Here is a 24710-nt window from a genome sequence, read left to right as displayed (position 1 = left end):
TTCGCCCACGGAAATGTCCGGGGGTGGACCACGGAAGCGTGGGCGACGCCGGCTGACCCGGGCGACGCCGGGCGGGGCGTGCGGTCAGCGGGAGGCCGCGCCGTCGTCGTCCGTCGCAGGGTCCGGCGCCGGGGTGTAGACGATCAGCTTCAGCGCCGGAGCGTCCGCGAGCGTCAGCTGGTGGTGCTCGTAGGTGACGGTGCTGCCGTCCAGATGGTTGAAGCTGCGGGTCCGGGGCGTGAAACCGCGGATGCCGTGCGCCTCCCACTGCGCGCGGAACTCCGGGCTCGACTGCAGGAGTCCCGCCACCAGACTGGCCTTCCGAGCGTCCTCGATCCGTGATCCCGTCTCGGCCCGGAATTCGGCGAGGAACTGCGCGCTCGTCTGGTCCCAGTCGGGCAGGAGGGCGCGCACGGCCGGGTCCGTGAAGACCAGGCGCAGCAGGTTCCGGTCCGGCCCGGAGACCTCCAGGACGCGCGGGAACAGGGCACTGTAGGCGTCGTTCCAGGCCACGATGTCCCAGTTGCCCTCCAGCGCCAGGGCAGGGTTCGGGTCGATCGCGTCCAGGAGCCGCTGCACGTGGGCGGTCGTCTCCGCGGTGCCGAGGCTCGGCGCGGGCGCGGCGTATCCGAACGGGGTGAACAGGTACCGTTCCTCCGCGGGATCCAGCCGGAGCACCGTCGCCAGCGAGGTGAGCACCTCCCGCGACGGGTTGACCTTCCGGCCCTGCTCCAGCCACGTGTACCAGGTCACCGAGATGGCGGAGAGGAACGCGACCTCCTCACGGCGCAGCCCGACGTCCTTGCCACGGCCGGCCTGCGGGAGGCCGTAATCGCTGCGCACCGCACGACGACGCCGCGCGGCCAGGAATCCGCCGACTTCCTTCCGCCAGGCTTCGGCTTCGGTCATGGTGGTCGCCTTTCGGTGGGTCGCCCGGTTCCCGGTCGAAACAGTGAGTTTCCGCCGAAACAGTGAGCAGAAGACACTGTTTCAGCGGAAACCCACTGTCTCAGCGGAGTGGGGCCGTGAGGTTGGCGGCAGGGAGCCCATTGCCGGTTCGCCGCAGCCGCCGTCGTCGAGTACTGATTCTAGTACTCCCACTACCAGAAGCAGCGCCGTCTTGGTGCTGGTCGTTCCAGACGGAAGACTGGGTCCATGCCTGCATATCGTTCCCGCACTGTCACCCACGGCCGCAACATGGCCGGCGCCCGCGCACTGCTGCGTGCCTCCGGCGTCGCCAACTCGGACATTGGCAAGCCGATCATCGCCGTGGCGAACTCCTTCACCGAATTCGTCCCCGGCCACACCCACCTCGCACCGGTGGGCCGGATCGTCTCCGAAGCCATCCACGCCGCGGGCGCCGTCGCCCGTGAGTTCAACACCATCGCCGTTGACGACGGCATCGCCATGGGCCACGGCGGCATGCTGTACTCGCTCCCGTCCCGCGATCTGATCGCCGACTCGGTGGAGTACATGGCCAACGCGCACTGCGCCGACGCCCTGGTCTGCATCTCCAACTGCGACAAGATCACCCCCGGCATGCTCATGGCCGCCCTGCGCCTGAACATCCCCACGGTGTTCGTCTCCGGAGGCCCGATGGAGGCCGGCCGCGTGACCCTGACCGACGGCTCGGTGCGCTCGCTGGACCTGGTGAACGCGATCGCGGACGCCGTGGACGAGTCCATCTCGGACGAGGACATCAACCTCATCGAAGAGAACGCGTGTCCCACCTGCGGCTCCTGCTCCGGCATGTTCACGGCCAACTCGATGAACTGCCTGACCGAGGCGATCGGCCTCTCCCTGCCGGGCAACGGCTCCGTGCTCGCCACGCACACCGCCCGCAAGGCCCTCTACGAGAAGGCGGGCGCTACGGTGGTGGACCTGGTCAAGCGCTACTACGACGGCGACGACGCCTCCGTGCTGCCCCGCTCCATCGCGACGGCCAAGGCCTTCGACAACGCCATGGCCCTCGACATCTCCATGGGCGGCTCCACCAACACGATCCTGCACCTGCTCGCCGCCGCCCAGGAGGCCGGCGTCGACTACGGGCTGGCCGAGATGGACGCCAAGTCCCGCCAGGTGCCCTGCCTGGCCAAGGTCGCCCCGAACGTCGCCAAGGACAAGACCTACTACATGGAGGACGTGCACCGCGCCGGCGGTATTCCCGCCCTGCTCGGGGAGCTCAACCGCGGCGGGCTGCTCCACCAGGACGTCCACTCGGTGCACTCCACGGACCTCAACGGCTGGCTGGACGATTGGGACGTCCGCGGCGGCAAGGCCACCCAGGAGGCCCAGGATTTGTGGCACGCCGCTCCCGGCGGCGTCCGCTCCTCCACGGCGTTCTCCCAGTCGAACGTCTGGACCTCTCTGGACACCGATTCTGAGGGCGGCTGCATCCGTTCCGTCGAGCACGCGTACTCCAAGGACGGCGGCCTGGCCGTGCTGCGCGGCAACATCGCCGTCGATGGCGCCGTGGTGAAGACCGCGGGCGTCGACGAGTCGATCTGGACGTTCGAGGGGCCCGCCGTGGTCTGCGAATCCCAGGACGAGGCCGTGGAGAAGATCCTCAACAAGACCGTCAAGGAGGGCGACGTGGTGGTCATCCGCTACGAAGGCCCCAAGGGCGGCCCGGGCATGCAGGAGATGCTGTACCCCACCTCGTTCCTCAAGGGCCGCGGCCTGGGCAAGAAGTGCGCCCTGATCACGGACGGCCGATTCTCCGGCGGCACCTCGGGTCTCTCGATCGGCCACATCTCGCCGGAGGCGGCGTCGGGCGGCATGATCGCCCTGGTCGAGGACGGTGACCGCATCCGCATCGACATCCCCACCCGTTCCCTGGAGCTGCTGGTGGACCCGGCCGAGCTGGAAGCCCGTCGCGACCGCCTCGAGGCCACGACCGGCTACCACCCGGTGGGCCGCGAACGTCAGGTCTCCGCCGCGCTGCGGGCCTACGCGGCCATGGCGACCTCCGCGGACAAGGGCGCCGTGCGCGACGTCGACGCCCTGTACCGCATGACCTCGCCGCAGCCGGTGGCGCAGTAGCTTCACGCGCTCAGGGGCCCGCACTCTCAGGACCCTGCACCCTGAGGGGCCGGTCGCCGGCTCCCGAGGGGCTGAGTCCGCTATCAAATCCGTGAGTCCGCTACATCGTGTAGCGGACTCACGGCGTTTCCAGCGGACTCAGCCGGGAGGTGGCACCTGGTTCGGTCGCCTGGAGCCGGGACGCGAGAACCGGCCCGCCTACTCCGGGTACTCGGCGCCGAGTGTGCTGAGCACCCCGTAGGCCTTCGTCCGGATCTCCTGGTACTCGTCTTCGGGCACGGAATCCGCCGTGACCGCCCCGCCGACGCCGAGGCTCAACCGCGTGTCCTCCCCGGCGCCGGAGGCCACCAAGGTCCGGATCACGACTGAGAGGTCCACGGACCCGTCGAGCGAGAAATACCCGAGCGCGCCCGAGTAGATCCCCCGGGGACCGCCCTCGAGACCGTCCAGGATCGCCATGGTGCTGATCTTCGGAGCGCCCGTCATGGACCCGGCCGGGAACGCCGCGGCGACGGCCTCCACGCGGGACGCCCCGGGCCTGAGCTGCGCCCGGATGCTGCTCACCATCTGGTGCACCGTGGCGTAGCTTTCGATGGCGCAGAGCCTGCTCACCGTCACGGACCCCGGTTCGGCGAAGTGGCTGAGATCGTTGCGGAGCAGGTCCACGATCATGATGTTCTCCGCCCGGTCCTTCAGGCTCGTGGAGAGGTCCTCGCGGAGCGCCGCGTCCTCCGCGGCGTCGGCGGACCGGCGCCGCGTGCCCTTGATGGGCTCGGCCAGCAGCCCGCCGCTCGCGTCGATCGAGAGGAACCGTTCAGGCGACGTGCTCGCGATGCTCACGTCCCCGAAGCGCAGCAAGGCCGCGAAGGGCGCCGGGTTGCGCCGCCGCAGGGCCCGGTACGCGGCGGTGACGTCGAAGCCGGGGGCGTTCGCGGTGAGGGTGGTCGTCAGGCAGACCTCGTAGCTGTTGCCCTCACGGATCTCGTCCTGACTGGCCAGGACCTTCGAGAGGTAGTCCCGATGAGCGTCGCGGGCGGTGAAGCGTGGAACGGGCGACGGGGCCCTGGTGGCCTGCGCGCCTGCGGTGGCGCGGACGGACGACGCCGGGGCGGCCGCGGCGGTCGTGGCGGCGTCGGGCGCGGTGCCCGTGGGCGTCCTGGCGGTCTCCAGCGCGCGGGCGACGACGGCCGCCCAGCCCTCACGGCGGTCCGGGCCCGCGCCGGGGGAGGCTGGGGCGGGAGGGGGAGTGGCGTCGTCGTCGGGTTCCGTGCCGGCCAGCTCCAGCGCCCAGGCGAGGCCTTCCTGATGGTCCAGGACCACGGCGTGGTCCGCGAAGAGCAGGCCCGCGTCCGGCACGGCCGAACCCGAGGTGTCCTGATCCGAGCCGCCGGTCTCGCGCTTGAGTTCGTACCCGAGCCAGCCGAGCCAGCCGAGGCGGAACGGGCAGTCGTACCCGGCGGGGGCGGCCGGCAGGGGCTGGGGCGTCCAGGCGGTGGCGAGCCAGCGGAAGAACGGCAGCGGCAGGCGCGCGGCGGAGCTGCCGCGGCGGAGTTCCGTGACGCCGTGGCGATGGCTCATGGACAGCCCGGCTCCGGGGTTGCCGGCCATGATGCTGAAGCGGTTCCGGGTGGCGCCGGGAAGCCCGGCATCCGAGGAGTCGAGCCAGACGGCGTGGGCGTCGTTCCCGAAGAGCTTCGCGAAGAGGACCCCTGCGTCCGGCGCCGTGCCGTCCTCAGAGGCCAGAGGTCCGGCCGCGGTGATGCGCACGGGCCGGGAGGCCAGCGCGCTGCGTTCCGGGGCGAGCTCCGTGTGGAGGGCGGGGTGGTGGCTCAGGAGTTCGAGGACCTCGTCGACGGCGTCGCCGGAGCCGGGCCCGGTGGAACCTGCCGGGCCGGCCCCGCCCGGGCCGGCCTCGCCCAGGGTGTCCCGGACAGTGAGGTCCACGGACGCCGGCACGGGATCCGTGGCGAGCCACCGCTCCTCCTGCTCCGCCCAGGTGTCCCAGAAGGGCACGTAGCTCTCGCCGTCGCGGGCCAGGGCGCGGGACTTCCGCTCGTCGTCGGCGCCGGAGACCCAGATCGTCGCATCGAGCAGTTCCCGGGCGCCCGCGGCACAGGCGCCCACGCCTTCGACCACGACGATGTCCGCGGCCGGCGTCGTGCGGAGCGGACCGTCCGTGCCGGCGGCCCAGTCCCAGGTGGTCCACTCGGCGTCGTGGCCTGTGGAGAGCTGCGCGAGGACGGTGTCCAGATAGCGCTGGATGCCCTGCTCGAGACCCTGCCAGCCCGGGTAGATGTCCTCGAGGTGGAACAAGGAGACGGTGCGGTGCTGCCGCAGCCGCGCGCACAGTTCGACGGCGAGGGTGGTCTTCCCGGCGCCGGACCGGCCGTCGATGCCGATCAGCAGGGGCGCCGTGCGAGGTGCGGACATCACTCGGGCTGGGCCCCGTGCGCCGCCGCGGCCCGGATGTACTCCACGAGCGGTTCCAGCGAGCCGGAGATCATGTCCGCGCACTCGATGAAGTCCTGCTGGTCGCCGTACCAGGGGTCGTAGATGCCGAGTTCCGCCGTGCTCTTGCCCGCCATCGACGGATCGAAGGACCGGAACATGCGGATCCGGGCACGGGTCTCCTCGTCCGGCGCCCAGCGCCGCAGGGCCCGGTAGTGGTTCTCATCCATGGCCAGGATGAGGTCGCGCTCGCGGAACCAGGCGTTGTCCCACTCGCGGGCCACATGCCCGGCTGGGTCGATCCCCAGGGCGCGCAGCTGAGTGGCCGCGCGGCGGTCCATCGAGCGGCCCTCCTCTTCGTCGCTGATCCCGGCCGAATCGACGACGACGGCGGCCAGGAACCCGTCCTCGGGATGCTGCTGCGCGGCCTCCGCCAGAGCGCGGCGCAACTGGTATTCAGCCATGGGTGAGCGGCAGATGTTACCCGTGCACACCGTGATCACCCGGAAAGGTTTTTCAGCCATGTTCCAACGGTAGCCGCTCCGCCCACGACGGCGGGGGCCGGGTTCCTTGGCCACGGTCAGCGGCCCTTCCTCGACGGCCCGCGTGACGGCCCCGGAACCCCTGGCCCCGTGAGCCGCACCGGCCTACGCTGGAAGGACAGACCCCACGCGAAGGGTCGTGGGGCACGTTCGAGGGGAGGTCCGGCGATGTCCGGAATCCAGCCCGGTGACGATGACCGCACCCACAGCGAGGCGCCCGCGGAAGGCGAGGACGAGGAGCAGGCCGAGGAGACGGAACGCGTCCATGCGGAGGACCCTGCCGAGGGCTCCGACGAGGAGTGACGAAATGCCGGGCGGGCGCAGTCAGGGGAGCCGCCCGTCCGGCCCGGTCAGTGAACGGTCAGTGAATCAGTGCAGGAGCGCCAGCCCCACGCCGAGCAGGACGAAGAGCACCCCGAAGCTCCGGTTGAGCACCAGCTGACCACGCGGCGACCGGGTGAATCTGCGGACCGACTTCGCGGCGAGGGCGAAGAAGAACCACATGACCAGGATGTCGATGACCACCACCGTCACGGCCACCACCGCGTACTGCGTGATGAGTGGCTGGTCGGTCCGGATGAACTGCGGCAGGAAGGCCAGGAAGAAGACGATCGCCTTGGGGTTCAGCAGGTTCACCCAGAGGCCCCGGCGGAACATGCTCCACGCGGGTTCGCCGGTGAGCTGAGCCTGCGCCTCCGCGGTGTGAACCGGCTTGGCCAGGAACTGCCGGATGCCCAGATACACCAGATAGGCGGCGCCCGCGTACCGGATCACGTTGAAGAGCACCGGCGACTGCGAGACCAGCACGCCCAGCCCCAGGGCGACCACCACCACGTGGATCACCAGGGCCGCCTGCTGCCCCAGAATCCCCCAGATCGAGCGGGTGAATCCCACGTTCAGCGCGTTGCTCATGGTGTTGACGGCGCCCGCGCCGGGAGTGAGGCTGATGAGCAGGGCGGCGGTCGCCAGAGCGAGCCAGAGGGAGAGATCCACCCGATAAGAGTAGGGGAGCGCCGGTGACTGGGCAGAATAGAGACATGTCACTGCCGCCCCTGAGAACCAGCAACCCCGCCTCCACGCCTCGGCGGACCGCCGAGGAGCGTGCTCTGCAGGCCGGTGGTGGCGCCCTGATCCTCGGGTTCCTCACCGGATTCGTCGTCTTCTTCGGTGCGCATCCGCCGCTCTCCGGCAGTGGCTCGATCGGTGTGGCCGCAGCGGTCCTCAGCGCCGTCGTCGCGCTCGCGGCCTTCGGGTTCGTGGTGGGCGGCCGCGTCGTCCGGCGCGTGCGCACCGCGGGACGTCCGCCGTGGCTGTACCTGCTCGACGTCGTCGCGCTCGCCCTCTCCCACGCGGCTCTCGCGTACATGGGGGCCGTGGCACTGTTCGCGCTGTTCCAGCAGGCCTTCATCGGATTGACCCTGGACGCGTTCGCCGCGGCGCTGCTTCTGGCCATGACGGCCGGCGCTTCGGCTTATCTGACCGCGGTGAACGCCCAGAACCTGACGACCGAGCGCGTCGCGACCCTGCTCGGCGCCTTCCTGGTCATGGGGGTGCTGAACGCCATGATGACCACCCAGCAGGCGGACTGGTGGCAGTCCAACATCAGCGCCCTCGGCACTGCGCACTCCGGGACGGCCTACACCTTCAACATCACCCTGCTCGTCGCGGGCGCGCTGATCGTCACGCTGGCGCACTTCATCCTGGCGGATCTGCAGCACTTCTCGGAGTCCGACGCCGGTGCCGTCGCTTTCACGCAGATCCAGACGCTGCGGCAGCAGGCCGGTCAGCGGTGGCTGCGCTTCTTCGGCGCGCGCGGCTGGGCGAAGAACGTGGGACGTGAGCGGTACCTGCACCCGAAACTGCGGCCTGTCTACGGCTGCCTGGTGCTGATGGGGGTGGGCCTCGCGCTCGCCGGGCTGGTGCCCGTTGACGAATCCGAGCTGCTCCACAACACCGGCGCCACCGGGATGGTCGTGGCCTGGGGTGTGCTGGTCATCGCGCTGCCGTGGTGGATCCCCGGGCTCGGCTTCACCTTCCACGTGGCCAGTGGCGTGTTCGTGACCGGCGTGATCGTCTCCGTGGTCCTGTACCTGCCCCTGGGCTATTACAACCTCACGGGTATGGAGCTGATCGCGTTCGCCCTGATCTTCACGTGGCTCATCCTCTTCATCCGCCAGGTGGCCAGCGTGCCCGCCCGAACCGCCGTGCCGGAGCCGACGGCGGTCTGACAGAATGCCGGGAGAACGACACGGAGGCGACTGATGAACCGACGCCCCCACGAATCAAGGAGCTGAGCAGTGTCCCAGGTGCCGCCGAACTACCCGCCGGATTACCCGCCCACCGGGCCCGGGCCCTACGGTTCGCAGCCGGCCCCGGTCTACCTGACCTTCCCCGCGCCGCAGCCCAAGGGGAACTCGATCGCTTCGCTGGTCCTGGGTCTGAGCAGCATGTTCTTCGGCTGGACCTTCCTGGTGCCGATCGTCGGGCTCGTGCTGGGCATCGTCGGTTCGCGGAAGGAACCGGCGGGCAAGGGGATCGCGGTCGCGGGCATCATCATCAACAGCATCATGCTGGTGGGCTGGGCGATCGTGCTGTTCTTCATGATCGGGATCTTCACCCTGATGTTCTCCGCCGGCGTCTCGGGCGTGCAGAGCCAGTAGCGCCGAGGCGCCGCGCCCGGCCGCCCGTCAGGCCGCGCCGCGCGTCAGGCCGGGCAGCCCGTCACGCCCTCAGCAGCACCTCGCCGTTCGGCATGACGAGCCAGCCGTCGCTCGTCTCGCCCCAGCGGTGCCAGCCCGCGGCGATCCGCTCCAGGCCGGTCTGCGTGGCATAGCCGTAGGACAGGGCCTGCTCGCCGAGGGAGGAGTGCACCACGCGCTCCGCCCAGACTCGGGCCAGCCAACGGCGCTGCTGGGCGGTGGCGTAGGTCCAGTTGCTGCTGCTCGGGGCGACGTCCGTGAAGCCGGCCTCCTGAGACCAGGCCACCAGGTGCCGTCCGCCGTCCGGTTCGGCCTGATTGTGCCGGGCCACCTTCTGATACATCTCCATCCACTCGTCCAGCTCCGGGACATCGGGGTACCAGAAGATGCCGTGGAAGTCGGCGTCCCGCACGGCCACGAGGCCGCCGGGCTTGGCCACACGGCGCATCTCCCGCAGCGCGGCCACCGGATCGGTCAGGTGCTGGAGCACCTGGTGGGCGTGGACCACGTCGAAGGTGTCGTCCGGGAAGTCCAGGGCATAGATGTTGCCGGAGACGAAGGCGACGTTCTCCACGCCACGGGTTCGGGCGAGCTCTGCGGCCTGCTCGACCACCTCCGGCGCCCGGTCCAGTCCGGTGACCACGGCGGGGGCGACCAGCTCCGCGAAGTCGCACGTGATGCTGCCGGGGCCGCAGCCGACGTCGAGCATCGTCACGCCCGGGGTGAGGTGCTCCAGAAGGTAGCCCGCACACTCGCGCGCGGTCCTGCTGGCATGGGCCCGGACCACGGAGGCGTGGTGGCCGTGAGTGTAGACGTCGTCCTGTTCCTGCGCGCTCATGCAGACACCGTACTCCCGGGTGTGACGAGGGGGAATGGGTGTCCGGTGGAAGGAATTCCGGAAGCGATTGGCTATGTGGTCATGGGTGCCCTATGATGCATTGCCGTGACGTCCCACCAGGCGTCCACTAGGCGAGGAGAGGCAGGCCACACATGGCAACCGACTACGATGCAGTGCGCTCTGATGTTGCGGAGATCCAGAACGAGTCCCTTGAGGCGCTGAAGACCGTCAACTCGGGCGATGCCCGCAGCGTGGTGCGTGAGCTCGACGAGGCGGACACCTCTGATGGTGTGGATGTCCCCGATGTGGACCTCAGCAATGAGGAACTCACCGTGGTGGTCATCCCGGAGCGTGCGGATGAATTCACCTGCGCCTCCTGTTTCCTGGTCCGGCACCGCTCGCAGATCGCACGAGAGAAGAATGGCCTCGTGTACTGCGTCGAGTGCGAAGGCTGATCGACTTTCAAGCGCCCGTGCCGGTTTCCGGCGCGGGCGTTTTTGTGTGCCCAGGAGCCGCGGATGACCTCCGGACGCACGACGACGGGATGCACCCATGACTGACACCCCGGCCGCGCTGCTGCGCGCCTCCGCCGTGGGAGCCCAGGTGGGCGAGCGCTGGCTCGTGCGCCCGACCACCTTCACGGTACGGCCCGGGGAGATCGTGGCCCTCACAGGACCCAACGGTTCGGGCAAGACCACGCTGCTGCGGCTGGCGCTGGGCCGTCTCGCCCCCACCACGGGGACCCTCGACCGCCAGGCGGACCTGGGGGACGGCGCCCGGGGCATCGCCGCCATGACCGGCCCGCCGCCGTTCTACGCCCGCTTGACCATCGCGGAACACCTGGATCTCGTGGAGACCTCCTGGGCCGGTTCGGGCGGTATGGCCCTGCCTCTGGACGAGGTGCTCGAAGTTCTGGATCTCGCGCGACTGGCCGACCAGTACCCGGATGAGCTGTCCTCGGGGGAGCGCCAGGGCATCGGCCTCGTGATGGCGTTCGCCCGCCCCGCCGCGCTGCTCGTCCTGGACGAACCCGAACAGCGTCTGGACGCCCGGCGCCGTCAGGTCATCGCCGAGCTGATGCTGCGACGGCGCGACCTCGGGACCGGCGTCCTGCTGGCCACGCACGACCCGCGTCTCGTGGACCTGCTGGGCGCCCGTGAGGTGGTGCTCGCCCGCGAGCAGGACGGCAGCGCGTGGGCGGACGGCGACGAGCCGGACGGCGGCGACTCCGGCGACGGAGCGCTGTGAGCGCATCACCCGGCCCGAGCGCATCACCCGACCCGGCCACATCACCCGGCCCCACACGCCGCAGGCAGCTCCAGGCCGTCAGAGTGCTGCTCCGCGGGGCCTCCGAGGACGGCCGCTGGTACCCCTGGTATCTGGCGGCGCTGCTCCTGGGGCTCGTGATCGGTCCGGGTGCCTGGTCGGTGGTGCTCGTGATCGCAGGGCCGGTCGCCCCGTTGTCCACGGCCGGGCTGCTGGGCCTGGTCACGGGCCTGGAGGCGCTCCTGGTCCTGGCCGCGGCGGCGACTCCCGCCTACCTCGGCCCGGTGTGGAGCTCCGCCGAGGAGATCCACTACCTGGCCGCGGGGCCCTTCGGTCTCCGGGCCACCCTCGGCACTCGCACGCGGCTCATCCAGGCGTGCACGGTGCTGTTCGCCCTGGTCCTCGCTGCGCTGCCGGTCCTGGCCTGGTGGCAGGGGAACGGCGAAGCCCCGGGACTTCCCGGACTCCTCGGGACGGCGCTCGGAGTGGGACTGATCGGCGGGCTCGTCTCGGCCGTGCTGGCCTCCCGCAAGCAGCGAGGCCCGGCCGGCCTGACGATCCCGCGGCTCGAGGATCTGACCGCCGCGCGCGATGTCGCGCTCGCCGGACTCATGACCGGCGACAGCCGGTCCCTCGCCGCAGGCATCCCGCGCCGCGGGCCACGCCGGACCGGGCGCGCCTTCCCGGCGGGTCTGCTCGCGCGGTCGGTCGCCATCGATCTCCGGTATCTCCGGCAGGATCCGTGGGGCGTGGGTCTCGCGCTCGTGTTCCTGGTGGCGGGTGCGACGGCTCTGGCTTTGGCGGGAGCGACTCCGGCGATGCTCGCGGTGGTGCTGCTGCTCGCCCAGGCCGCCATGACCCGGCTGAGCGGCGCGCTCGGTGACGTCGCGGACACCGTGGGCTACGACGTCGTCGTGCCGCAGCCGCTGCCGGCCCGCCTTCTGGCTCATGCAGCGCTGCCGCTGGTGGTCCTGCTGGTGGCCGTCGCGGCGCCGGTCCTGGCTCTCGATCCCTCAAGGCTCGCGCCCGCCCTCCTGGTGACGGCCTGCGCCGCGCTGATCCGGGTCGCGAGCCTGGGCGCGGCGGGCCTTCCCGCCCAGTACCTGACGCCGGTCAGCACCCCGGTGGGTGACACGACCGCCGTGTTCATGGTCCTGTGGCTGATCAGACCCGTGATTCCGGCCGTCTGGCTGCTCTGGGCCGGGACGCGGTTCCCGTCGGCCACGGTGCTCGGGGTTCTGGCGGTGGGCCTCGGGGTCTTGGCGCTCCTCCGGTTCGCCGGGCTCGCCTCCCGACGCTGACGGGCTCCCCGGTCAGGAACTCCGGTCAGGAATTCCGGTCGTCCGGTGGGATCGCGTAGCGCGGGCTGCTGTAGATCCTGAGAGCGAGACCCATGACGGCGCCCGCCACGAGGAGCGTGGGAACGATCAGGAACAACGGTGACACTTGACCGTCGCGGTCCGCTGCGATGACGGAGGCCACCATGATCCAGCTCAGCAGCAGAAGCACGATCAGATTCACCACGCCCAGGTCGCGGGTGAGATTGCGGGCCAGCCGGGCGCGGTTCTCCGGCCGGAACCAGTACTCGGCGTTGGGCACGTTGACCAGGCCGGCCGGGAGCCGGAAGATCCAGTGCGGCGCGGTGGTCAGGAGCAGCGTGATGCCCACCGCCACTGCGGACAGCGTGAGGACGAAGCGTCCCCGCGTGTCCCAGCGGTTGACCGTCCCGTCCAGCCCGAAATGGCCCGGCACGGTGCCCGGCGCCACGGTCAGGAACCACACGGCGGTGGTGGCGAACACCAGCAGGCCCGCACCGGTCAGCAGTCGGCCGGTGCGGAGCTGGTGGTCGGTGTGCGTTTCGTTCCCCGCGTCATTCCCCATGGTGGGAGCCTAGCCCCGGTCGGGATCCTGCCCGTCGTTCACCGCGGAGGTGACGCGTGCGACGAACAGCGCGAACGCGTCCAGCCAGCCGCGCAGGAACTCGGCGGTGCCCTCATTGGTGACAGTGCCGTCGTCGTCGATCAAGCCGGGCGTGAAGTGGATGTACGCCTCCGGGCTGGCGAGCTCGGGGGAGTTCACGAACGAGAGGATGCTCCGCAGGTGCTGCTGCGCCACGGCCGTGGAGATGTTGCCCGGCGAGGCGCCCGTGACCGCCGAGGGCTTCTTCGCGAAGGAGTTGCTGCCGTAGGGACGGGAGGCCCAGTCGATGGCGTTCTTGAGGGCGCCGGGGATGGACCGGTTGTACTCCGGGGTGACGAAGATGAGCGCGTCGGAGGCTTCGATCCGCGCCTTGAACTCGCGGGCGACGGGCGGGAAGGTCTTGTCGTAATCCTGGCTGTAGAGCGGGAGGTCCTTCAGCGGGATCTCCTCGAGCTGCAACTGCTCGGGCGCCAGTTTCTCCAGCGCCTTGGCGAGTTTCCGGTTGATCGAGGTGGATGACAGCGAACCCACCAGAACGCCGACCTTGAACGTCATGTCATGTCCTTTCAGAACGATTCACGGCTGAATCCCCCTCTGCCACGCTAGGCCGGGACGGGTCCCAGGTCCAGAGGCGCTGCGGCCCGGAAATCATCCCTCGTGCCGGGCGCCGTCCGGACGTAGGCTTGGAAGACGTGGGCTCTGCCCGGGCCCACTCCGGACCCTCGAGAGGATGTCCCATGTCCAGCATCACCAATTGCCTCTGGTTCGACGGCCAGGCGGAGGAAGCCGCCGAGTTCTACGTCTCCGTGTTCCCCGAATCCTCCGTGACCGCGGTGTCCCGCTACGGCGAGGGCGCACCGTTCCCGGCCGGGACCGCATTGACGGTCGAGTTCCAGCTCAACGGAACCCCGTATCAGGGCCTGAACGGCGGCCCCCAATTCAGTTTCAACGAAGCCATCTCCTTCTCCATCAGCTGCGCCGACCAGGCCGAAGTCGACTACTACTGGGACAAGCTCACGGCCGACGGCGGCTCCGAGGGCCAGTGCGGCTGGCTCAAGGATAAGTTCGGCGTCTCCTGGCAGGTGGTGCCGCAGGCGCTCGGCTCGATCATGTCCGGCGACGACGCCGCGGGCGTGGGCCGTGCCATGCAGGCCTTCATGGGGATGAAGAAGTTCGACATCGCGGCGCTTGAGGCCGCCTACCGGGGGGAGTGACCGTCATGCCCGCCCTGAAGAACTGCATCTGGCTCGATGGCGCCGCCGAGGAGGCCGCGGACTTCTACATCTCGGTGTTCCCGAACTCCGCCCGTGGCATCACCACCCGCGTGCTGGAAGGCTCGCCCTTCCCGGCGCCGTTCCCGCCCGGAACCGCGCTCACGGTGGATTTCACCCTGGACGGCGCGGCCTTCCAGACCCTCAACGGCGGCCCGATGTTCAGCCCGAGCGAAGGCGTCTCCTTCGTCATCATCACGAAGGATCAGGAGGAGACGGACCACTACTGGGACGCCCTCACCGCCGACGGCGGCCTGGAACAGCCGTGCGGCTGGCTCAAGGACCGCTTCGGGGTGTCGTGGCAGGTGGTCCCCGCCGAGGTGGACGCCATGACCGCGTCCACGGACACGGCGGCGTCCCTGCGCGCCATGAACGCCCTGATCACGATGACCAGGATCGACCTCGCGGCGATGCAGGCGGCATACCGCGGGGACTGACCCTGCCGGTGGCCGCACGGCTACGCCTCCCGGCACGGGCCGGGAGGCGCAGCCCTGCGTCAGGCGCCGAAGATGGTCCCGAGGATCCCGAGGATCCCCAGCACGGTCATCACGGCGACGGTGAGCCAGCCGAGGGTGTTGCTGAGCCGTCCGTTGACCTGGTCGCCCATGAGTTTTCTGTCGCGGGCGATGAGCATGGTGATGATCAGGAAGGGCGCTGCGGCGATCGCGTTGATGGTGGCCGAGAGGACCAGGAGCTGGATCGGGTTGCTGAAGATGAGGCTCAGCAGGGTGCCGAGTGCCGCGCCGACGAGGACGAGCGTGTAGAACACCGGGGCCTTGCGGGGCGACGAGTCGAGGTCCCAGTTCTTGTTCAGCAGGCCGGACAGGCCGGCCGCGCCGGAGGACGCGAGCACGGGGATGGCGAGGATGCCGGAGCCGATGAATCCGAGGGCGAAGAGCAGTTTGGCGAAGGGGCCGGCGATGGGTTCCAGGGCCTTGGCGGCGTCATCCGCCGATCCGATCTCGGTTCCGGTCTGTCCGAGGGTCGCCGCCGTGGCCACGATGATCGCGAACATGATCAGGACCGAGAACGCCATGCCGGTGAAGACGTCGACGCGGGCGAGGCGCTTCTTGTTCTTCGTGTCCTGTGGTCCGCGCTCGTTCAGCCCGGCGGCGTCACCATCCGAGGACTCGGCCTTGAGGTCCTCCACGCGGTTGGCGCTCTGCCAGAAGAACAGGTAGGGGGAGATGGTGGTGCCGAAGATCGCCGCAATCAGGGCCCAATAGCTGAGGTCCCAGTGCAAGCGGGTCGCGAGGAGCCCGCGGAGGATCTCACCCCAGTCCGCGTGGACCGTGAAGAGGACGGCCACGTACGCGAAGAGGGCGAGACACAGCCATTTGAAGATGCGCTCGATGGTGGCGAACGACCCTTTGGCGAGGGTGAACGCGATGCCTGCCCCGGCGATCAGATTCCACAGGAACGCAGGACCGGCGCCCAGCATCTCCATGCCCTTGCCGACAGCGAGAGTGTCCGCGGCGAGGTTCACGACGTTCGCGATGATGAGCGCGATCAGCAGGATGGCGATGAGCAAGCGGAGTCTGCTGGAGAACTTCTCCCGGGCCAAGGCGCCGAGGGACTTCCCTGTGGCGAGGGCGGTGCGGTCGCAGATCTCCTGCACCGCCATCATGAGCGGCAGGGTGGCGGGCACGGTCCACAGGGCCGAGGCCTGGTAGGTGGCGCCTGCTTGCGCGTAGGTGGCGATGCCCGAAGGGTCGTCGTCGGAGGCTCCGGAGATCAGACCGGGGCCGAGTGCTTTGAGGTACTTCTTCGCGCCGTGCGGTTCCTTCGCTTCGTCCGCGCGGCCAGGTTCATGTCCGGGAGTGTCCGCGGCCACGGTGTCCTCCTGTGGATTCAGGGCGCGCCCCCGCGGTCGAGCCGGATGAGGGCGCTGGAGTAGGTGAGAACGCGGTGCCGCTTCCGACGGTGGGTGAGGTGGCGGCCCCGTATCGGTGCGCCGCTACGCGGCGACGTGGTGCGAGTCAGGAGTGATGTCGGGGAAGGTCACGCGGCGCACCTTTGCCAGCGGAGCGAGTTCTTCCGCCATGGAACGGGACGTGATCTGGACGTTCAACCGGCGTCGCTTCGCATCTCTGGCTGCTGCCAGGTAGAATGCGCGCCGCTCACTCTCGGAATGGAGGCCTTTGGCCTGGCAGAGGAAGAACCGCATCGTGGTGCCCTCGATGCGGTACCTGACGACGCCCTGGACGTTTCCGTCCCGATAGATCTCATACTGATGCTGGATCGGGTTGTCGACGATGTTCCGGGTCTTGCTGACGAGTCGCATGCTCTCTCCTTGAAGGGGTTGAGACGAGTGAACTGTTCGGGTGAGACCGGTTGCGCTTCTCTTCGGTTGCACTTCTCTTCGTGGGGCGGTGAACGACCCCTTGGAGTGAAATCTAGTTTATCAAACTATCTACACGCAAGATGGCTTGCGCGAGGCGTTCGGGCGGGCGGAATCCCCCAAGGGGGCTTCAATGCGATGTGAAGCGGTTCTAAAATGGAGATGAACCTTAAAGCTAGTTCGCTAAGCGAGGCGCTCACCCCAACGGAAGGTTCACCGCTCATGGCATTGGAACTGATCAATCGCAGTTGGCTCGAGGGAGGGCGGGAAGATCACGTCCTGAACTCGCTCCACCTCTTGCGCGAGTTCCGGGTGGTCGAGACGGGCGCGAGGGAAACGCTCCGCGCGGACCTGAACATCAACAACACCGACCTGGATGCTCTGCGCTTCGTCGTGGACGAATCGGCGACCCGGAAGGTCACGTCGCGGCTGCTGGGGAGCTACCTCAAACTCACCTCGGCTTCCGTCTCCGCGCTCGTGGAGCGATTGATCTCGGTCGGCTACCTCACTCGCGAAGTCGATAAACGAGACCGTCGCGCGAGAATCCTGCACGCCACGGGCGCCGCTCAAGCCATGCTTGAATCCGGGCTGCAGCGTCAGGTCAGCGCCCTGCTGTCCGCCGCCAGCACGTTCAGCGCGGCCGAACTCGCCACCGTGGAGAAGTATCTGGAGGCGCTCATCGGAGCGCTGGCCGAGTTCGACCCGCGACCCAAGCGTGGCATGGCGACCTGACGGTGGGCTCCGCGGTCCGGCGGCGCGGCCGGGACACCTCGCGCGTGTCTAGCTAGACAAGCAAGCTATCTGATAGAATGTGAGGTACATCTCCTCCTGGCGGCGCTCATCCACCGGGGAGGAGCGGTGACTCTCTGGGAGACCGGAGGATTCCTGGGCATCCACCGAGGCCGTACCCGTCTTCCTCCGGCTTCCCTTTGCACTCCCGTCCGGGTCAACGGCGATTCGGGCGGGCCCATTGACACTCCGACAGCTCTCTCAGGTCGATCCCGTAGAGTCGAGAAACGAGGGAATGGTGCCCCGATATCGAGGGTCGCACCGAACCTCCCAGCCATTGGCGGCACTGAATGAACACTGACCTTCTCTCGCGCCCTGCGCGGAGCAACCCCCTGGTGGAGCGATTCGTCGCTCTTCAAACCCAGATGAAATCCGATGGGCTTCTGGTTCGCCGCCGGGGCTTCTACCTCACAGTTTTTTCGATCCTGATCGTGGCCTATGGCGCCGCATGGGTCGGCTTCGGCCTGCTGGGTGATTCCGGCTTCCAGATCCTGATCGCGGTGGGCCTCGGCGTGCTGATGACCCAGTTCGGCTTTCTGGCCCATGAAGCGGCGCATCGCCAGATCTTCTCCACCTGGAAAGCCAACGACTGGTTCGCGCGTCTGGTCGCCACAGGGCTGTCCGGCATCAGTTACGCCATGTGGCAGCAGAAACACACCAGGCACCATTCGACGCCGAACATGATCGGCAAGGATCCAGATATCCGCCCCGGGTTCGTTGCCTTCTACGACCAGGCGGCTGCGGCAAGGCCGAAGGCACTGCACTTCATCGCCAAGGGACAGGGCTACTTCCTCTTCCTGCTGCTGCCGTTCCTCGGTATCAGCCTGCAAGTGGACTCCTACCGGCACCTGCTCAGCAGAGGGCGGGTGGACCGCCGCGCCCTTGAATTGGTGATTCTCACCGCCAGGACCTGCGCAGTCCCCGTGCTGGCATTCGTTTTCCTCCCGCTGCCCCTCGCCATCACCTTCGTGCTGGTCCAGCAGGGAGTCTTCGGGTTCTACATGGGAGCCACCTTCGCGCCGAACCACAAGGGCATGAAGGTGTACGCCGCGGGGGATCGGGTCGACTTCCTGACCAGGCAAGTCCGGTCCTCGCGGAACATCACGGGGAACTGGGCCATGGATCTGCTCATGGGCGGCTTGAACTACCAGATCGAGCACCACCTCTTCCCGACCATGCCTCGACCCGCCCTCCGACGCGCCGCGGCGATCGTCCAGCGTACCTGCGCCGAGGAGAACATCCCGTACACCACGTCGACACTGCTGGCCTCCTACGGGACCGTCATCAAATATCTCAACGAGGTCGGCTACGGGCGCGGATCGGTCTTCGAGTGCCCTGTCGCGCAGACACTGCGACGGCCGGCGCTCACGAGCTGAACGGGTGCCCGCCCGCAGACCAAGGATCAACACCATGAACACGCACGGCAGCACGACAAGCCATCCGGAACCCCTTCGGGTGGAAGGGGTGGTGTTCTCCTGCCTGGTCGCTGGAATCGAAGAATTCCCGCAGGCGGAGAGGTACACCGTTCCCACGATCCTGAACCGGCGCCCCAGCCGGTCCGAACATGAACGGCTCCTTCACCTTGCCGCTTCCGGGCGGCTCACGGAGGCCGGCTACCCTGACGTCGGACTCATTCTCAACGAACGCCGGCTGGATATCACCAACACCACCCTGGACGAACTCAGCGAGGGGCTCGCGCTCCTGCTGGGAGCGCTCATCCAGGAGCTCTCGGACGCCGCCGACGACGACGCCGGCCGCCCGGCACACCCGGCGCCTCACCTCTCGGAAAGCAGGCGGGAACAGCTGAGGAAAGCCGCAGCCGAAGTCCACTTCCACTGACCCGGCACGGCGTTCCGCGCCCGTAAGCGGACGCGACATCACCCCGGCGAATCGCTCCACTCCGTGATCAGTGGCGACCTCATCTCAACCTGCGTGTCGGTGGTGAACGGGCCGGAGAGGGCTGGCCGAGCCCCGCGAACCCACCTTCTCTCCGCACCGGTCGCAGTGGGATGATTCAAGGGGAACACGGCATGGCGCCCGGACGGATCGGACCTCTCGGGCCAGGTGAGCGGAGGCGCGGATGCGCACGTTCGGAGTCGAAGAGGAACTGCTGATCGTCTCGGCGGACACCGGGTGGCCGCTGCCACTCGCCGGAGCGGTTCTCGACGCTGTGGCGCGCTCCGGCACTGATTCCCCACCCGGACCCGATTTCACGACGGAGTTCAAGCAGGAGCAGATCGAGGTCAATACCCGGCCCTGTGGGACGGCGGAGGAGCTGCGGGCCGAGATCGTAGTCGGCCGTTCTCTGGCGGATGCCGCGGCCCGCACCGTCGGCGCGCGGATCGCCGCCTCGGGCACCCCTCCGCTGATGCATACGACGCCGACGGAAGGCGACCAGCGGTATTCCACCATGTCGCGGCGGTTCGGCATGGTCGCGCGGGAACAGATCACCTGCGGTTTCCACGTGCATGTCTCCGTTCCGACGCGGGACGAGGGCGTGGCCGTCCTGGACCGGATCAGACCCTGGCTCCCGGTGCTCCTCGCCCTCAGCGCGAACTCACCCTTGTGGAACGGCGAGGACACGGGTTTCTCCAGCTACCGCACCCAGATCTGGAGCCGCTGGCCCTCGGCCGGCCCGGCGGAGCTCTTCGGCACCGCGGCCGGATATGACGAGACCATCGCGCGGCTGATCCGCACCGGGGTGCTGCTGGACGAAGGCATGGTGTACTTCGACGCGCGGCTCTGTCGGCACCAGCCGACCGTGGAGGTGCGGATCGCCGACATCTGCCTCCGTGCCGAAGACGCCGTGGTGCTCGCCGCGGCCGTGCGGGCACTCGTCGAGACCGCGGCCGGGGACTGGCGGGCGGGCATTCCCGCGCCGGCCGTGCGGACGGACACGCTGCGGCTGGCTGATTGGCAGGCGAGCCGTTTCGGACTCCGGGGCGCCCTGCTCGACCCGGCCACCGGCATTCCCCGCCCCGCGGCCGCCGTCGTCGAGGACTTCACGCATCATCTTGAAGCGGCGCTCGACGACGCCGGCGACCTGCCGCTCGTCCGCGCCGGGATCGCACGGATCCTCGAGCGGGGCTCGGGTGAGCGGCTGCAGCGGGAAGCCTTCGGCGGCGGGCGCGCCTCCGACGTCGTCGCGGCACTCGTGGAGGCCACTCACGCACACGGCCGGCGACCCGAACGCGAGCCGCTCGACTGAGTTCGTTTCACGCGGGAGTCAGTTCTCCGCGTCAGCTTGGCCGGCTCGACGTCGGCGATCGCCCATCATCGATCCGTGGGCGCGGGAGGGCGATAGAAGAGCGCGAGCTGGCCTACCGCGCCGGCGACCCCGAGGAACACTGCGATGAGCAGTCCCGCCCAACCGCAGAGGAGGCCTGCGATGCCGGTGCCGGTGAACAGATGGTCCACGCTGAGCCTCCCGGCGCCGAGCGTCGCCACGGTCACCGCAGCCGCGCCGAGGACCAGGTTGTACTCCCATCCGCCTTTGGTCGCGAAGAAGCCGTGCCGGTGGACCGTCCAGAACGCGACGGCCATCAGGGCGACATACGCGGCCGCGGCGAGCGGGGTGAAGAGCCCGAGGGCGAGCGCGATCCCGGCGGCCGTCTCGGTCGAAGCCGCCATGATCGCGTTGAACCTGCCCGGTTTCATGCCGATGCTGTCGAACCAGGCGGCGACCTGCCCGATCCCACCCTTGCCGAAGAACTTCTGGAAACCGTGGGCGGCCATCGTGACCCCTACGACGAGGCGCAGGAAAAGGATTCCCACATCGAGTGCGGTGCTGTCGGCGATCATGGACACAAAGTACCGCAGGCGGCGCACCCACCGGCAAGAGGGCGCGGATCCGTGCGGTCACGCAGGCGCCATGGGCTGGGGCCGTGCGGTCGCGGCGAACACGGAGGAGAATGGCCGCAGGAAGCGGACGGCCCGACTGTCCGCCCATTCCGTTCTGAAGGGTTGAGCAATGAATCCTGGCGCTCTTGTCGCAGTGGCCGCGGCCATCTTCATCGTGCTCGTGCTGCGCCGACGGCGCTGACACGCTGAGCTGAGGTGGGCTGAGGCGGGGCCATCGTCGGCGGCCCCCGCCTCACGCCGTCGCGCGCTCCCGCCACCAGGCGACGGTCGCCCGGGCGGCTTCGTCGAGCGGGGTCGGCCCGAACCCGAGCAGCGCCTCGCTCTCGGCCGAATCCATCACGAACGGCGCCGTGAACTGGTACTCCAGCTCATTCAGCTCCCGGATCGACGGCATCACCAGGCCCAGCCCCTTCATGAGCCAGCGGGGCAGCACGGCGACCTTGGCGGACGGGCCGCCGGCCGCCGTCGCGAAGGACTCCGCCAGCGCACGCTGCGTCAGGGCCGGCCCCGTCGGGGCGTGCAGCACGCGATCCCAGACGGATTCGTCTTGGGCTGCGGCGATCATGGCGGCCGCGTAATCGGGCACGTACGTGAAGGAGTGCGGCTGATCAGCCGACCCCACGACGCGCACCGTCTTGCCCGCCAGGACGAGCGGGACCATGCGCTCGCCGGCATGGGCGTTGAGCGCCTGCGGGCCGAAGTAGTCGCTTGCCACGATGCTTACGGTGTGCGCGGGATGAGCCGCCCGGGCCGCGAGAAGTTCGGTGCGCACTCCCCGCTTTCCGCCGCGGGCCTGGCGCGGGCTGTCCTCGCGCATGACGCGGTCCGGCTCGCTGTACGAGTACAGGCTTTCGGGGAACACGACGACGGCCCCCGCCTCCGCAGCGGCATCCAGCACCGTGCGCTCGGCCTGAGGCAGTTCGGCGCGCCAGGCCTGCTCCGTATAGGCGCTGCCGTGCATGCAGTGGAAGACGGCCCGCACGCCGTCGAGCTCCCGGGCGAGGGATGCCGGGTTCCCGGCGTCGCCCCGCACGCGGTCGATGAGCGGGTGGTCCGGGCCGGAGCCGGAGCGGGTGAGCAGGCGGACTCGCTCGCCCTGCTCGGCGAGCTGGGAGGCCACGGTCCAGCCGATGGGGCCGGCGCCGATGACGAGGGAGGTGCTGGGGTTCTGGGACATCGGGGGTTCTCCTGGGTTCGAAGTGGAATCGAGAGCACTGCTCTCTGAATCCAGAATGAGGCTCTGTTCGATCAAAGTCAAGAGCACTGCTCTCAAAAGTTGACGCTGCTCTCTGAATCGGACAGCATGGGTCCATGCCGGACACCTCAGCACCTCGAGCCGATCGCACCCCCGGGCCCCGTGAGCGCGCCCGTGCCCGCACCATCGCGGACATCGTGAGCCTCGGGCGGAAGCATCTTGCTGAGCAGGGTGCGGCGGCGCTGTCCCTGCGAGCCGTGGCGCGTGACCTCGGCGTCGTCTCCTCGGCCGTGTACCGCTATGTGGAGAGCCGGGATGAACTGCTGACGCTCCTGCTGATCGACGCCTACAACGAACTGGGCGACGCTGTGGATGCGGCCGTGTCCCAGGTGCCGGACGACGACTTCAGGGAGCGGTTTCTGACCCTCGCGCAGGCCGTCCGCCGCTGGGCCGTGGCCGAGCCCGCCTGCTACGCACTCCTGTTCGGCAGCCCCGTGCCGGGGTACCAGGCACCGGGGGAACGGACCATCGAGCCTGGGACCCGCGTGGTGCTCCGGCTCGTCGGGATCCTCGACGCCGCACACCGCGCCGGTGCGTTGCGGGACGCAGGGAAGGCCGGGGGCGTGTCCGACGCCCTGGCCGCCAACCTCGCCGCGGTGCGCGACGAACTCGGGCTGAAACTGCCGGACGAGTTGCTCGCCCGCGGAGTCCTGGTGTGGACGTCAGTGTTCGGGGCGGTGAGTTTCGAGGTCTTCGGGCAATACGGGCCGGACACCTTCCCCGCCCGTGAGGAGCTTTTCGTGCATCAGATGCGGACGCTGGCCGACGTCGTCGGGCTGTAGCGCGGCCGCGCCATCCTGCATTCCGGTGCGCTGATGTGCTTCCGGTGCCGCAATATCCGCACCCGAAGGAAATTAGCGCACCGGAATCGTGACGGAGCGGGTCGCGCGTGGTGGGCATGACTTGACCCGCTCGGCGCGGGCTGGTTCCGTGGCGGAATGATCACGGTGCAGGACGTCACTCCAGGGCTCCACGAGGGAGGACCCCGTGCCCTTGTCCTTCCGGGCGCTGGCTACTCCGCTCAAGCCCCGCTGCTCTATTGGACTGTCGAGGCCTTGCTGGAGGACGGAATCAGAGTCTCCGTCGTCTCCTGGGAGTTCGACGAGGAGGCGCGCCGCGACCCTCGGAGTTTCGTGGAGAGCGCCGTGGAGCAGGCTCTCGGGGAGATGGGGGAATGGCCGGATCTCGTCGTCGCCAAATCGATCAGTTCCCACGCGGCGCAGCGTTTCGTCGCTCACGGGATTCCGGGCATCTGGTGGACTCCACTGCTCGCGGTTCCGGCTGTCGGGGAGGCGTTGCGCGCTGCCACTTCGGACCACTTGGTGCTCGGCGGAACCGCCGACGAGAGCTGGCGGCCCGAGGAGCTCGCTGGGTCGGCGGCGAAGGTCATCTCGGCCGAAGGCGGCACTCACAGCATGGAATTCCCCTCCCGGGGCTGGCGCGCCTCAGTGGACGAACAGGGCAGGCTCGTGGAGGCCGTCATCGCGCATGTCCGTGCCCTTGCTCTCAACGGCGGGGCCGGATGACCCGGCTCGCCGTGGTGTCCGGGACGGGCCGGGGCCTCGGGCGGGCGATCGCGGAGGAACTGCTCGACGCCGGCTGGTCGGTGATCGGTCTTGAGCGTCAGCCGGGAGCGCCACGCGAACCCCGGGCCTGCCTGACGGTACTACGGCACGACGTGCGGGCCGACGTGCCCGATGATCTGATGACGGCGGTCGGAGATCGCCCGGTCGATCTGCTCGTCAACAACGCAGCGCAGGGCGCGCCCGGCGGTGGTGTCCAGCAGTCCGATCCGGCAGGTGTTCTCGCGAGTGTCGATGTCGCCGTCGCCGGTCCGATGCGTCTTGTCGCAGCCCTTTTACCGTCGCTGCACAGGGCTCCCTCGCCCGTGATCGTCAACGTCAGTTCGCGGCTGGGGTCGGTGACAGCCCAGGCCAGAGGCGAATTCGACGGATTCGGCACCAGCTACGCCTACAGAATCTCGAAGGCCGCACAGAACATGCTGACCGTCTCGCTCGCCCAGGAGCTGTCGCCCAGGATCAGAGTCCTGGCCGTGCATCCCGGCCGGCTGGCGACGGGGATGGGCCGGGCCGGTGCGGATAAGGATCCTGGGCAGGCGGCCCGGGAACTCCTGACGCTGGTTCAGTCGGATGATCGTCGGAGCCCGCGTTTCTGTTCGCTCGGCGAGCCTGATCTGACGTGGTGATTCCGGTGCGCTGATTTCCTTCGGGTGCCGCAATATCCGCACCCGAAGGAAATCAGGGCACCGGAATCGTGAGACGGGCGCGGGCCGGGCGAGTGAGCCACCCCATCCCTAACGGTCGTCATGCTCACCGTGCTAGCTTGGATCTTTTGGCCGCCGCGCCGGCGGCCTCCTGAATTTCAGCGCGGGGCCCTGTGCCGGCGGGTCCTGGCGGGTCTCCGGCCCGGCCCCTCGG

Annotated in this window: 27 protein-coding genes; 16 read left to right on the top strand and 11 right to left on the bottom strand. The window is 69.0% G+C overall.

All coding sequences use genetic code 11. The features are described 5' to 3' along the window. Positions 1-84: 84 nt before the first annotated feature. Positions 85-909, bottom strand: a complete 825-nt coding sequence (locus tag AB6732_RS12480) for a helix-turn-helix transcriptional regulator (protein WP_370960276.1) — start codon at positions 907-909, stop codon at positions 85-87. A 246-nt stretch (positions 910-1155) separates the two neighbouring features. On the opposite strand from AB6732_RS12480, the gene ilvD reads away from it, so the two are divergent. Then, positions 1156-3042: a dihydroxy-acid dehydratase gene (ilvD, locus tag AB6732_RS12475; RefSeq protein WP_370960275.1), complete on the top strand. Its 1887-nt coding sequence runs from the start codon at positions 1156-1158 to the stop codon at positions 3040-3042. Positions 3043-3240: 198 nt separating this feature from the next. On the opposite strand, the gene AB6732_RS12470 is transcribed toward ilvD, so the two are convergent. Continuing rightward, positions 3241-5472 carry a chorismate-binding protein gene (locus tag AB6732_RS12470; RefSeq protein ID WP_370960274.1) on the bottom strand — a complete coding sequence of 744 codons (2232 nt, stop codon included), beginning with the start codon at positions 5470-5472 and terminating at the stop codon, positions 3241-3243. Then, positions 5472-5954 carry a low molecular weight protein-tyrosine-phosphatase gene (locus tag AB6732_RS12465; RefSeq protein WP_370960273.1) on the bottom strand — a complete coding sequence of 161 codons (483 nt, stop codon included), beginning with the start codon at positions 5952-5954 and terminating at the stop codon, positions 5472-5474. Before AB6732_RS12465 ends, AB6732_RS12470 begins: the two co-directional genes overlap by 1 nt. A 246-nt stretch (positions 5955-6200) precedes the next feature. On the opposite strand from AB6732_RS12465, the gene AB6732_RS12460 reads away from it, so the two are divergent. Next, entirely contained in the window at positions 6201-6335 is a 135-nt protein-coding gene (locus AB6732_RS12460) for a hypothetical protein (RefSeq protein WP_370960272.1), read from the top strand. Positions 6336-6401: 66 nt separating this feature from the next. On the opposite strand, the gene AB6732_RS12455 is transcribed toward AB6732_RS12460, so the two are convergent. Further along, entirely contained in the window at positions 6402-7025 is a 624-nt protein-coding gene (locus tag AB6732_RS12455) for a LysE family transporter (protein ID WP_370960271.1), read from the bottom strand. A gap of 44 nt (positions 7026-7069) precedes the next feature. Here AB6732_RS12455 and AB6732_RS12450 point away from each other — a divergent pair, with 44 nt between their 5' ends. Then, positions 7070-8260, top strand: coding sequence for a hypothetical protein (locus AB6732_RS12450; protein WP_370960270.1), 1191 nt, complete (start codon positions 7070-7072; stop codon positions 8258-8260). A gap of 69 nt (positions 8261-8329) precedes the next feature. Continuing rightward, positions 8330-8692, top strand: a complete 363-nt coding sequence (locus tag AB6732_RS12445) for a DUF4190 domain-containing protein (protein WP_066216138.1) — start codon at positions 8330-8332, stop codon at positions 8690-8692. A 61-nt stretch (positions 8693-8753) separates the two neighbouring features. Here the strand turns inward: AB6732_RS12445 and AB6732_RS12440 are convergent, their stop codons facing one another. Further along, entirely contained in the window at positions 8754-9569 is an 816-nt protein-coding gene (locus AB6732_RS12440; RefSeq protein WP_370960269.1) for a class I SAM-dependent methyltransferase, read from the bottom strand. 152 nt (positions 9570-9721) lie between these two features. Here AB6732_RS12440 and AB6732_RS12435 point away from each other — a divergent pair, with 152 nt between their 5' ends. The 3 genes from AB6732_RS12435 (at position 9722) to AB6732_RS12425 (ending at position 12136) form a co-directional block, all read left to right on the top strand. Further along, the gene (locus AB6732_RS12435; protein WP_066216141.1) at positions 9722-10024 is read left to right on the top strand and encodes a DUF4193 domain-containing protein; all 303 of its coding nucleotides are present in this window, start codon (positions 9722-9724) and stop codon (positions 10022-10024) included. Positions 10025-10121: 97 nt separating this feature from the next. Beyond that, the gene (locus AB6732_RS12430; protein ID WP_370960268.1) at positions 10122-10817 is read left to right on the top strand and encodes an ATP-binding cassette domain-containing protein; all 696 of its coding nucleotides are present in this window, start codon (positions 10122-10124) and stop codon (positions 10815-10817) included. Next, positions 10814-12136, top strand: a complete 1323-nt coding sequence (locus tag AB6732_RS12425; RefSeq protein WP_370960267.1) for a hypothetical protein — start codon at positions 10814-10816, stop codon at positions 12134-12136. The genes AB6732_RS12430 and AB6732_RS12425 overlap by 4 nt, the downstream gene beginning before the upstream one ends. Before the next feature lie 25 nt (positions 12137-12161). On the opposite strand, the gene AB6732_RS12420 is transcribed toward AB6732_RS12425, so the two are convergent. Then, entirely contained in the window at positions 12162-12716 is a 555-nt protein-coding gene (locus AB6732_RS12420; RefSeq protein WP_370960266.1) for a hypothetical protein, read from the bottom strand. Between the two features lie 9 nt (positions 12717-12725). Beyond that, the gene (locus tag AB6732_RS12415; protein ID WP_370960265.1) at positions 12726-13310 is read right to left on the bottom strand and encodes an NADPH-dependent FMN reductase; all 585 of its coding nucleotides are present in this window, start codon (positions 13308-13310) and stop codon (positions 12726-12728) included. A gap of 182 nt (positions 13311-13492) precedes the next feature. On the opposite strand from AB6732_RS12415, the gene AB6732_RS12410 reads away from it, so the two are divergent. Both AB6732_RS12410 and AB6732_RS12405 read left to right on the top strand, forming a co-directional pair. Beyond that, positions 13493-13969 carry a VOC family protein gene (locus AB6732_RS12410; protein ID WP_370960264.1) on the top strand — a complete coding sequence of 159 codons (477 nt, stop codon included), beginning with the start codon at positions 13493-13495 and terminating at the stop codon, positions 13967-13969. A 5-nt stretch (positions 13970-13974) separates the two neighbouring features. Next, positions 13975-14463 carry a VOC family protein gene (locus AB6732_RS12405; protein ID WP_370960263.1) on the top strand — a complete coding sequence of 163 codons (489 nt, stop codon included), beginning with the start codon at positions 13975-13977 and terminating at the stop codon, positions 14461-14463. Between the two features lie 59 nt (positions 14464-14522). On the opposite strand, the gene AB6732_RS12400 is transcribed toward AB6732_RS12405, so the two are convergent. Both AB6732_RS12400 and AB6732_RS12395 read right to left on the bottom strand, forming a co-directional pair. Beyond that, on the bottom strand, positions 14523-15860 hold the full coding sequence (locus tag AB6732_RS12400; RefSeq protein ID WP_370960262.1) for an Nramp family divalent metal transporter: 1338 nt from the start codon (positions 15858-15860) through the stop codon (positions 14523-14525). A gap of 123 nt (positions 15861-15983) precedes the next feature. Next, on the bottom strand, positions 15984-16310 hold the full coding sequence (locus tag AB6732_RS12395) for a hypothetical protein (RefSeq protein ID WP_370960261.1): 327 nt from the start codon (positions 16308-16310) through the stop codon (positions 15984-15986). Positions 16311-16589: 279 nt separating this feature from the next. Between AB6732_RS12395 and AB6732_RS12390 the strand changes: the two genes are divergently transcribed. The 4 genes from AB6732_RS12390 to AB6732_RS12375 all read left to right on the top strand — a co-directional run bounded on the left by AB6732_RS12390 (position 16590) and on the right by AB6732_RS12375 (position 20364). Further along, on the top strand, positions 16590-17099 hold the full coding sequence (locus AB6732_RS12390) for a MarR family winged helix-turn-helix transcriptional regulator (RefSeq protein ID WP_370960260.1): 510 nt from the start codon (positions 16590-16592) through the stop codon (positions 17097-17099). 347 nt (positions 17100-17446) lie between these two features. Continuing rightward, positions 17447-18532, top strand: coding sequence for a fatty acid desaturase (locus AB6732_RS12385; protein WP_370960259.1), 1086 nt, complete (start codon positions 17447-17449; stop codon positions 18530-18532). 34 nt (positions 18533-18566) lie between these two features. Next, entirely contained in the window at positions 18567-18995 is a 429-nt protein-coding gene (locus AB6732_RS12380; RefSeq protein ID WP_370960258.1) for a hypothetical protein, read from the top strand. Positions 18996-19236: 241 nt separating this feature from the next. Further along, complete coding sequence (locus AB6732_RS12375; RefSeq protein WP_370960257.1) at positions 19237-20364, top strand: glutamate--cysteine ligase; 1128 nt, start codon at positions 19237-19239, stop codon at positions 20362-20364. A gap of 65 nt (positions 20365-20429) precedes the next feature. On the opposite strand, the gene AB6732_RS12370 is transcribed toward AB6732_RS12375, so the two are convergent. Next, positions 20430-20957, bottom strand: a complete 528-nt coding sequence (locus AB6732_RS12370) for a DoxX family protein (RefSeq protein ID WP_370960256.1) — start codon at positions 20955-20957, stop codon at positions 20430-20432. A 292-nt stretch (positions 20958-21249) separates the two neighbouring features. Next, positions 21250-22194 carry an NAD-dependent epimerase/dehydratase family protein gene (locus AB6732_RS12365; RefSeq protein ID WP_370960255.1) on the bottom strand — a complete coding sequence of 315 codons (945 nt, stop codon included), beginning with the start codon at positions 22192-22194 and terminating at the stop codon, positions 21250-21252. Positions 22195-22328: 134 nt separating this feature from the next. Between AB6732_RS12365 and AB6732_RS12360 the strand changes: the two genes are divergently transcribed. The 3 genes from AB6732_RS12360 (at position 22329) to AB6732_RS12350 (ending at position 24478) form a co-directional block, all read left to right on the top strand. Continuing rightward, positions 22329-23054, top strand: coding sequence for a TetR/AcrR family transcriptional regulator (locus tag AB6732_RS12360; protein ID WP_370960254.1), 726 nt, complete (start codon positions 22329-22331; stop codon positions 23052-23054). A gap of 156 nt (positions 23055-23210) precedes the next feature. Continuing rightward, complete coding sequence (locus AB6732_RS12355; protein WP_370960253.1) at positions 23211-23798, top strand: hypothetical protein; 588 nt, start codon at positions 23211-23213, stop codon at positions 23796-23798. Further along, positions 23795-24478, top strand: coding sequence for an SDR family NAD(P)-dependent oxidoreductase (locus AB6732_RS12350; protein WP_370960252.1), 684 nt, complete (start codon positions 23795-23797; stop codon positions 24476-24478). Before AB6732_RS12355 ends, AB6732_RS12350 begins: the two co-directional genes overlap by 4 nt. Positions 24479-24710 lie beyond the last annotated feature (232 nt).

It is taken from the genome of Arthrobacter sp. RCC_34, from assembly GCF_041360795.1.
In the GTDB taxonomy this organism is placed as follows: domain Bacteria; phylum Actinomycetota; class Actinomycetes; order Actinomycetales; family Micrococcaceae; genus Arthrobacter_E.
This window is presented reverse-complemented; position numbering and strand designations above follow the sequence as displayed.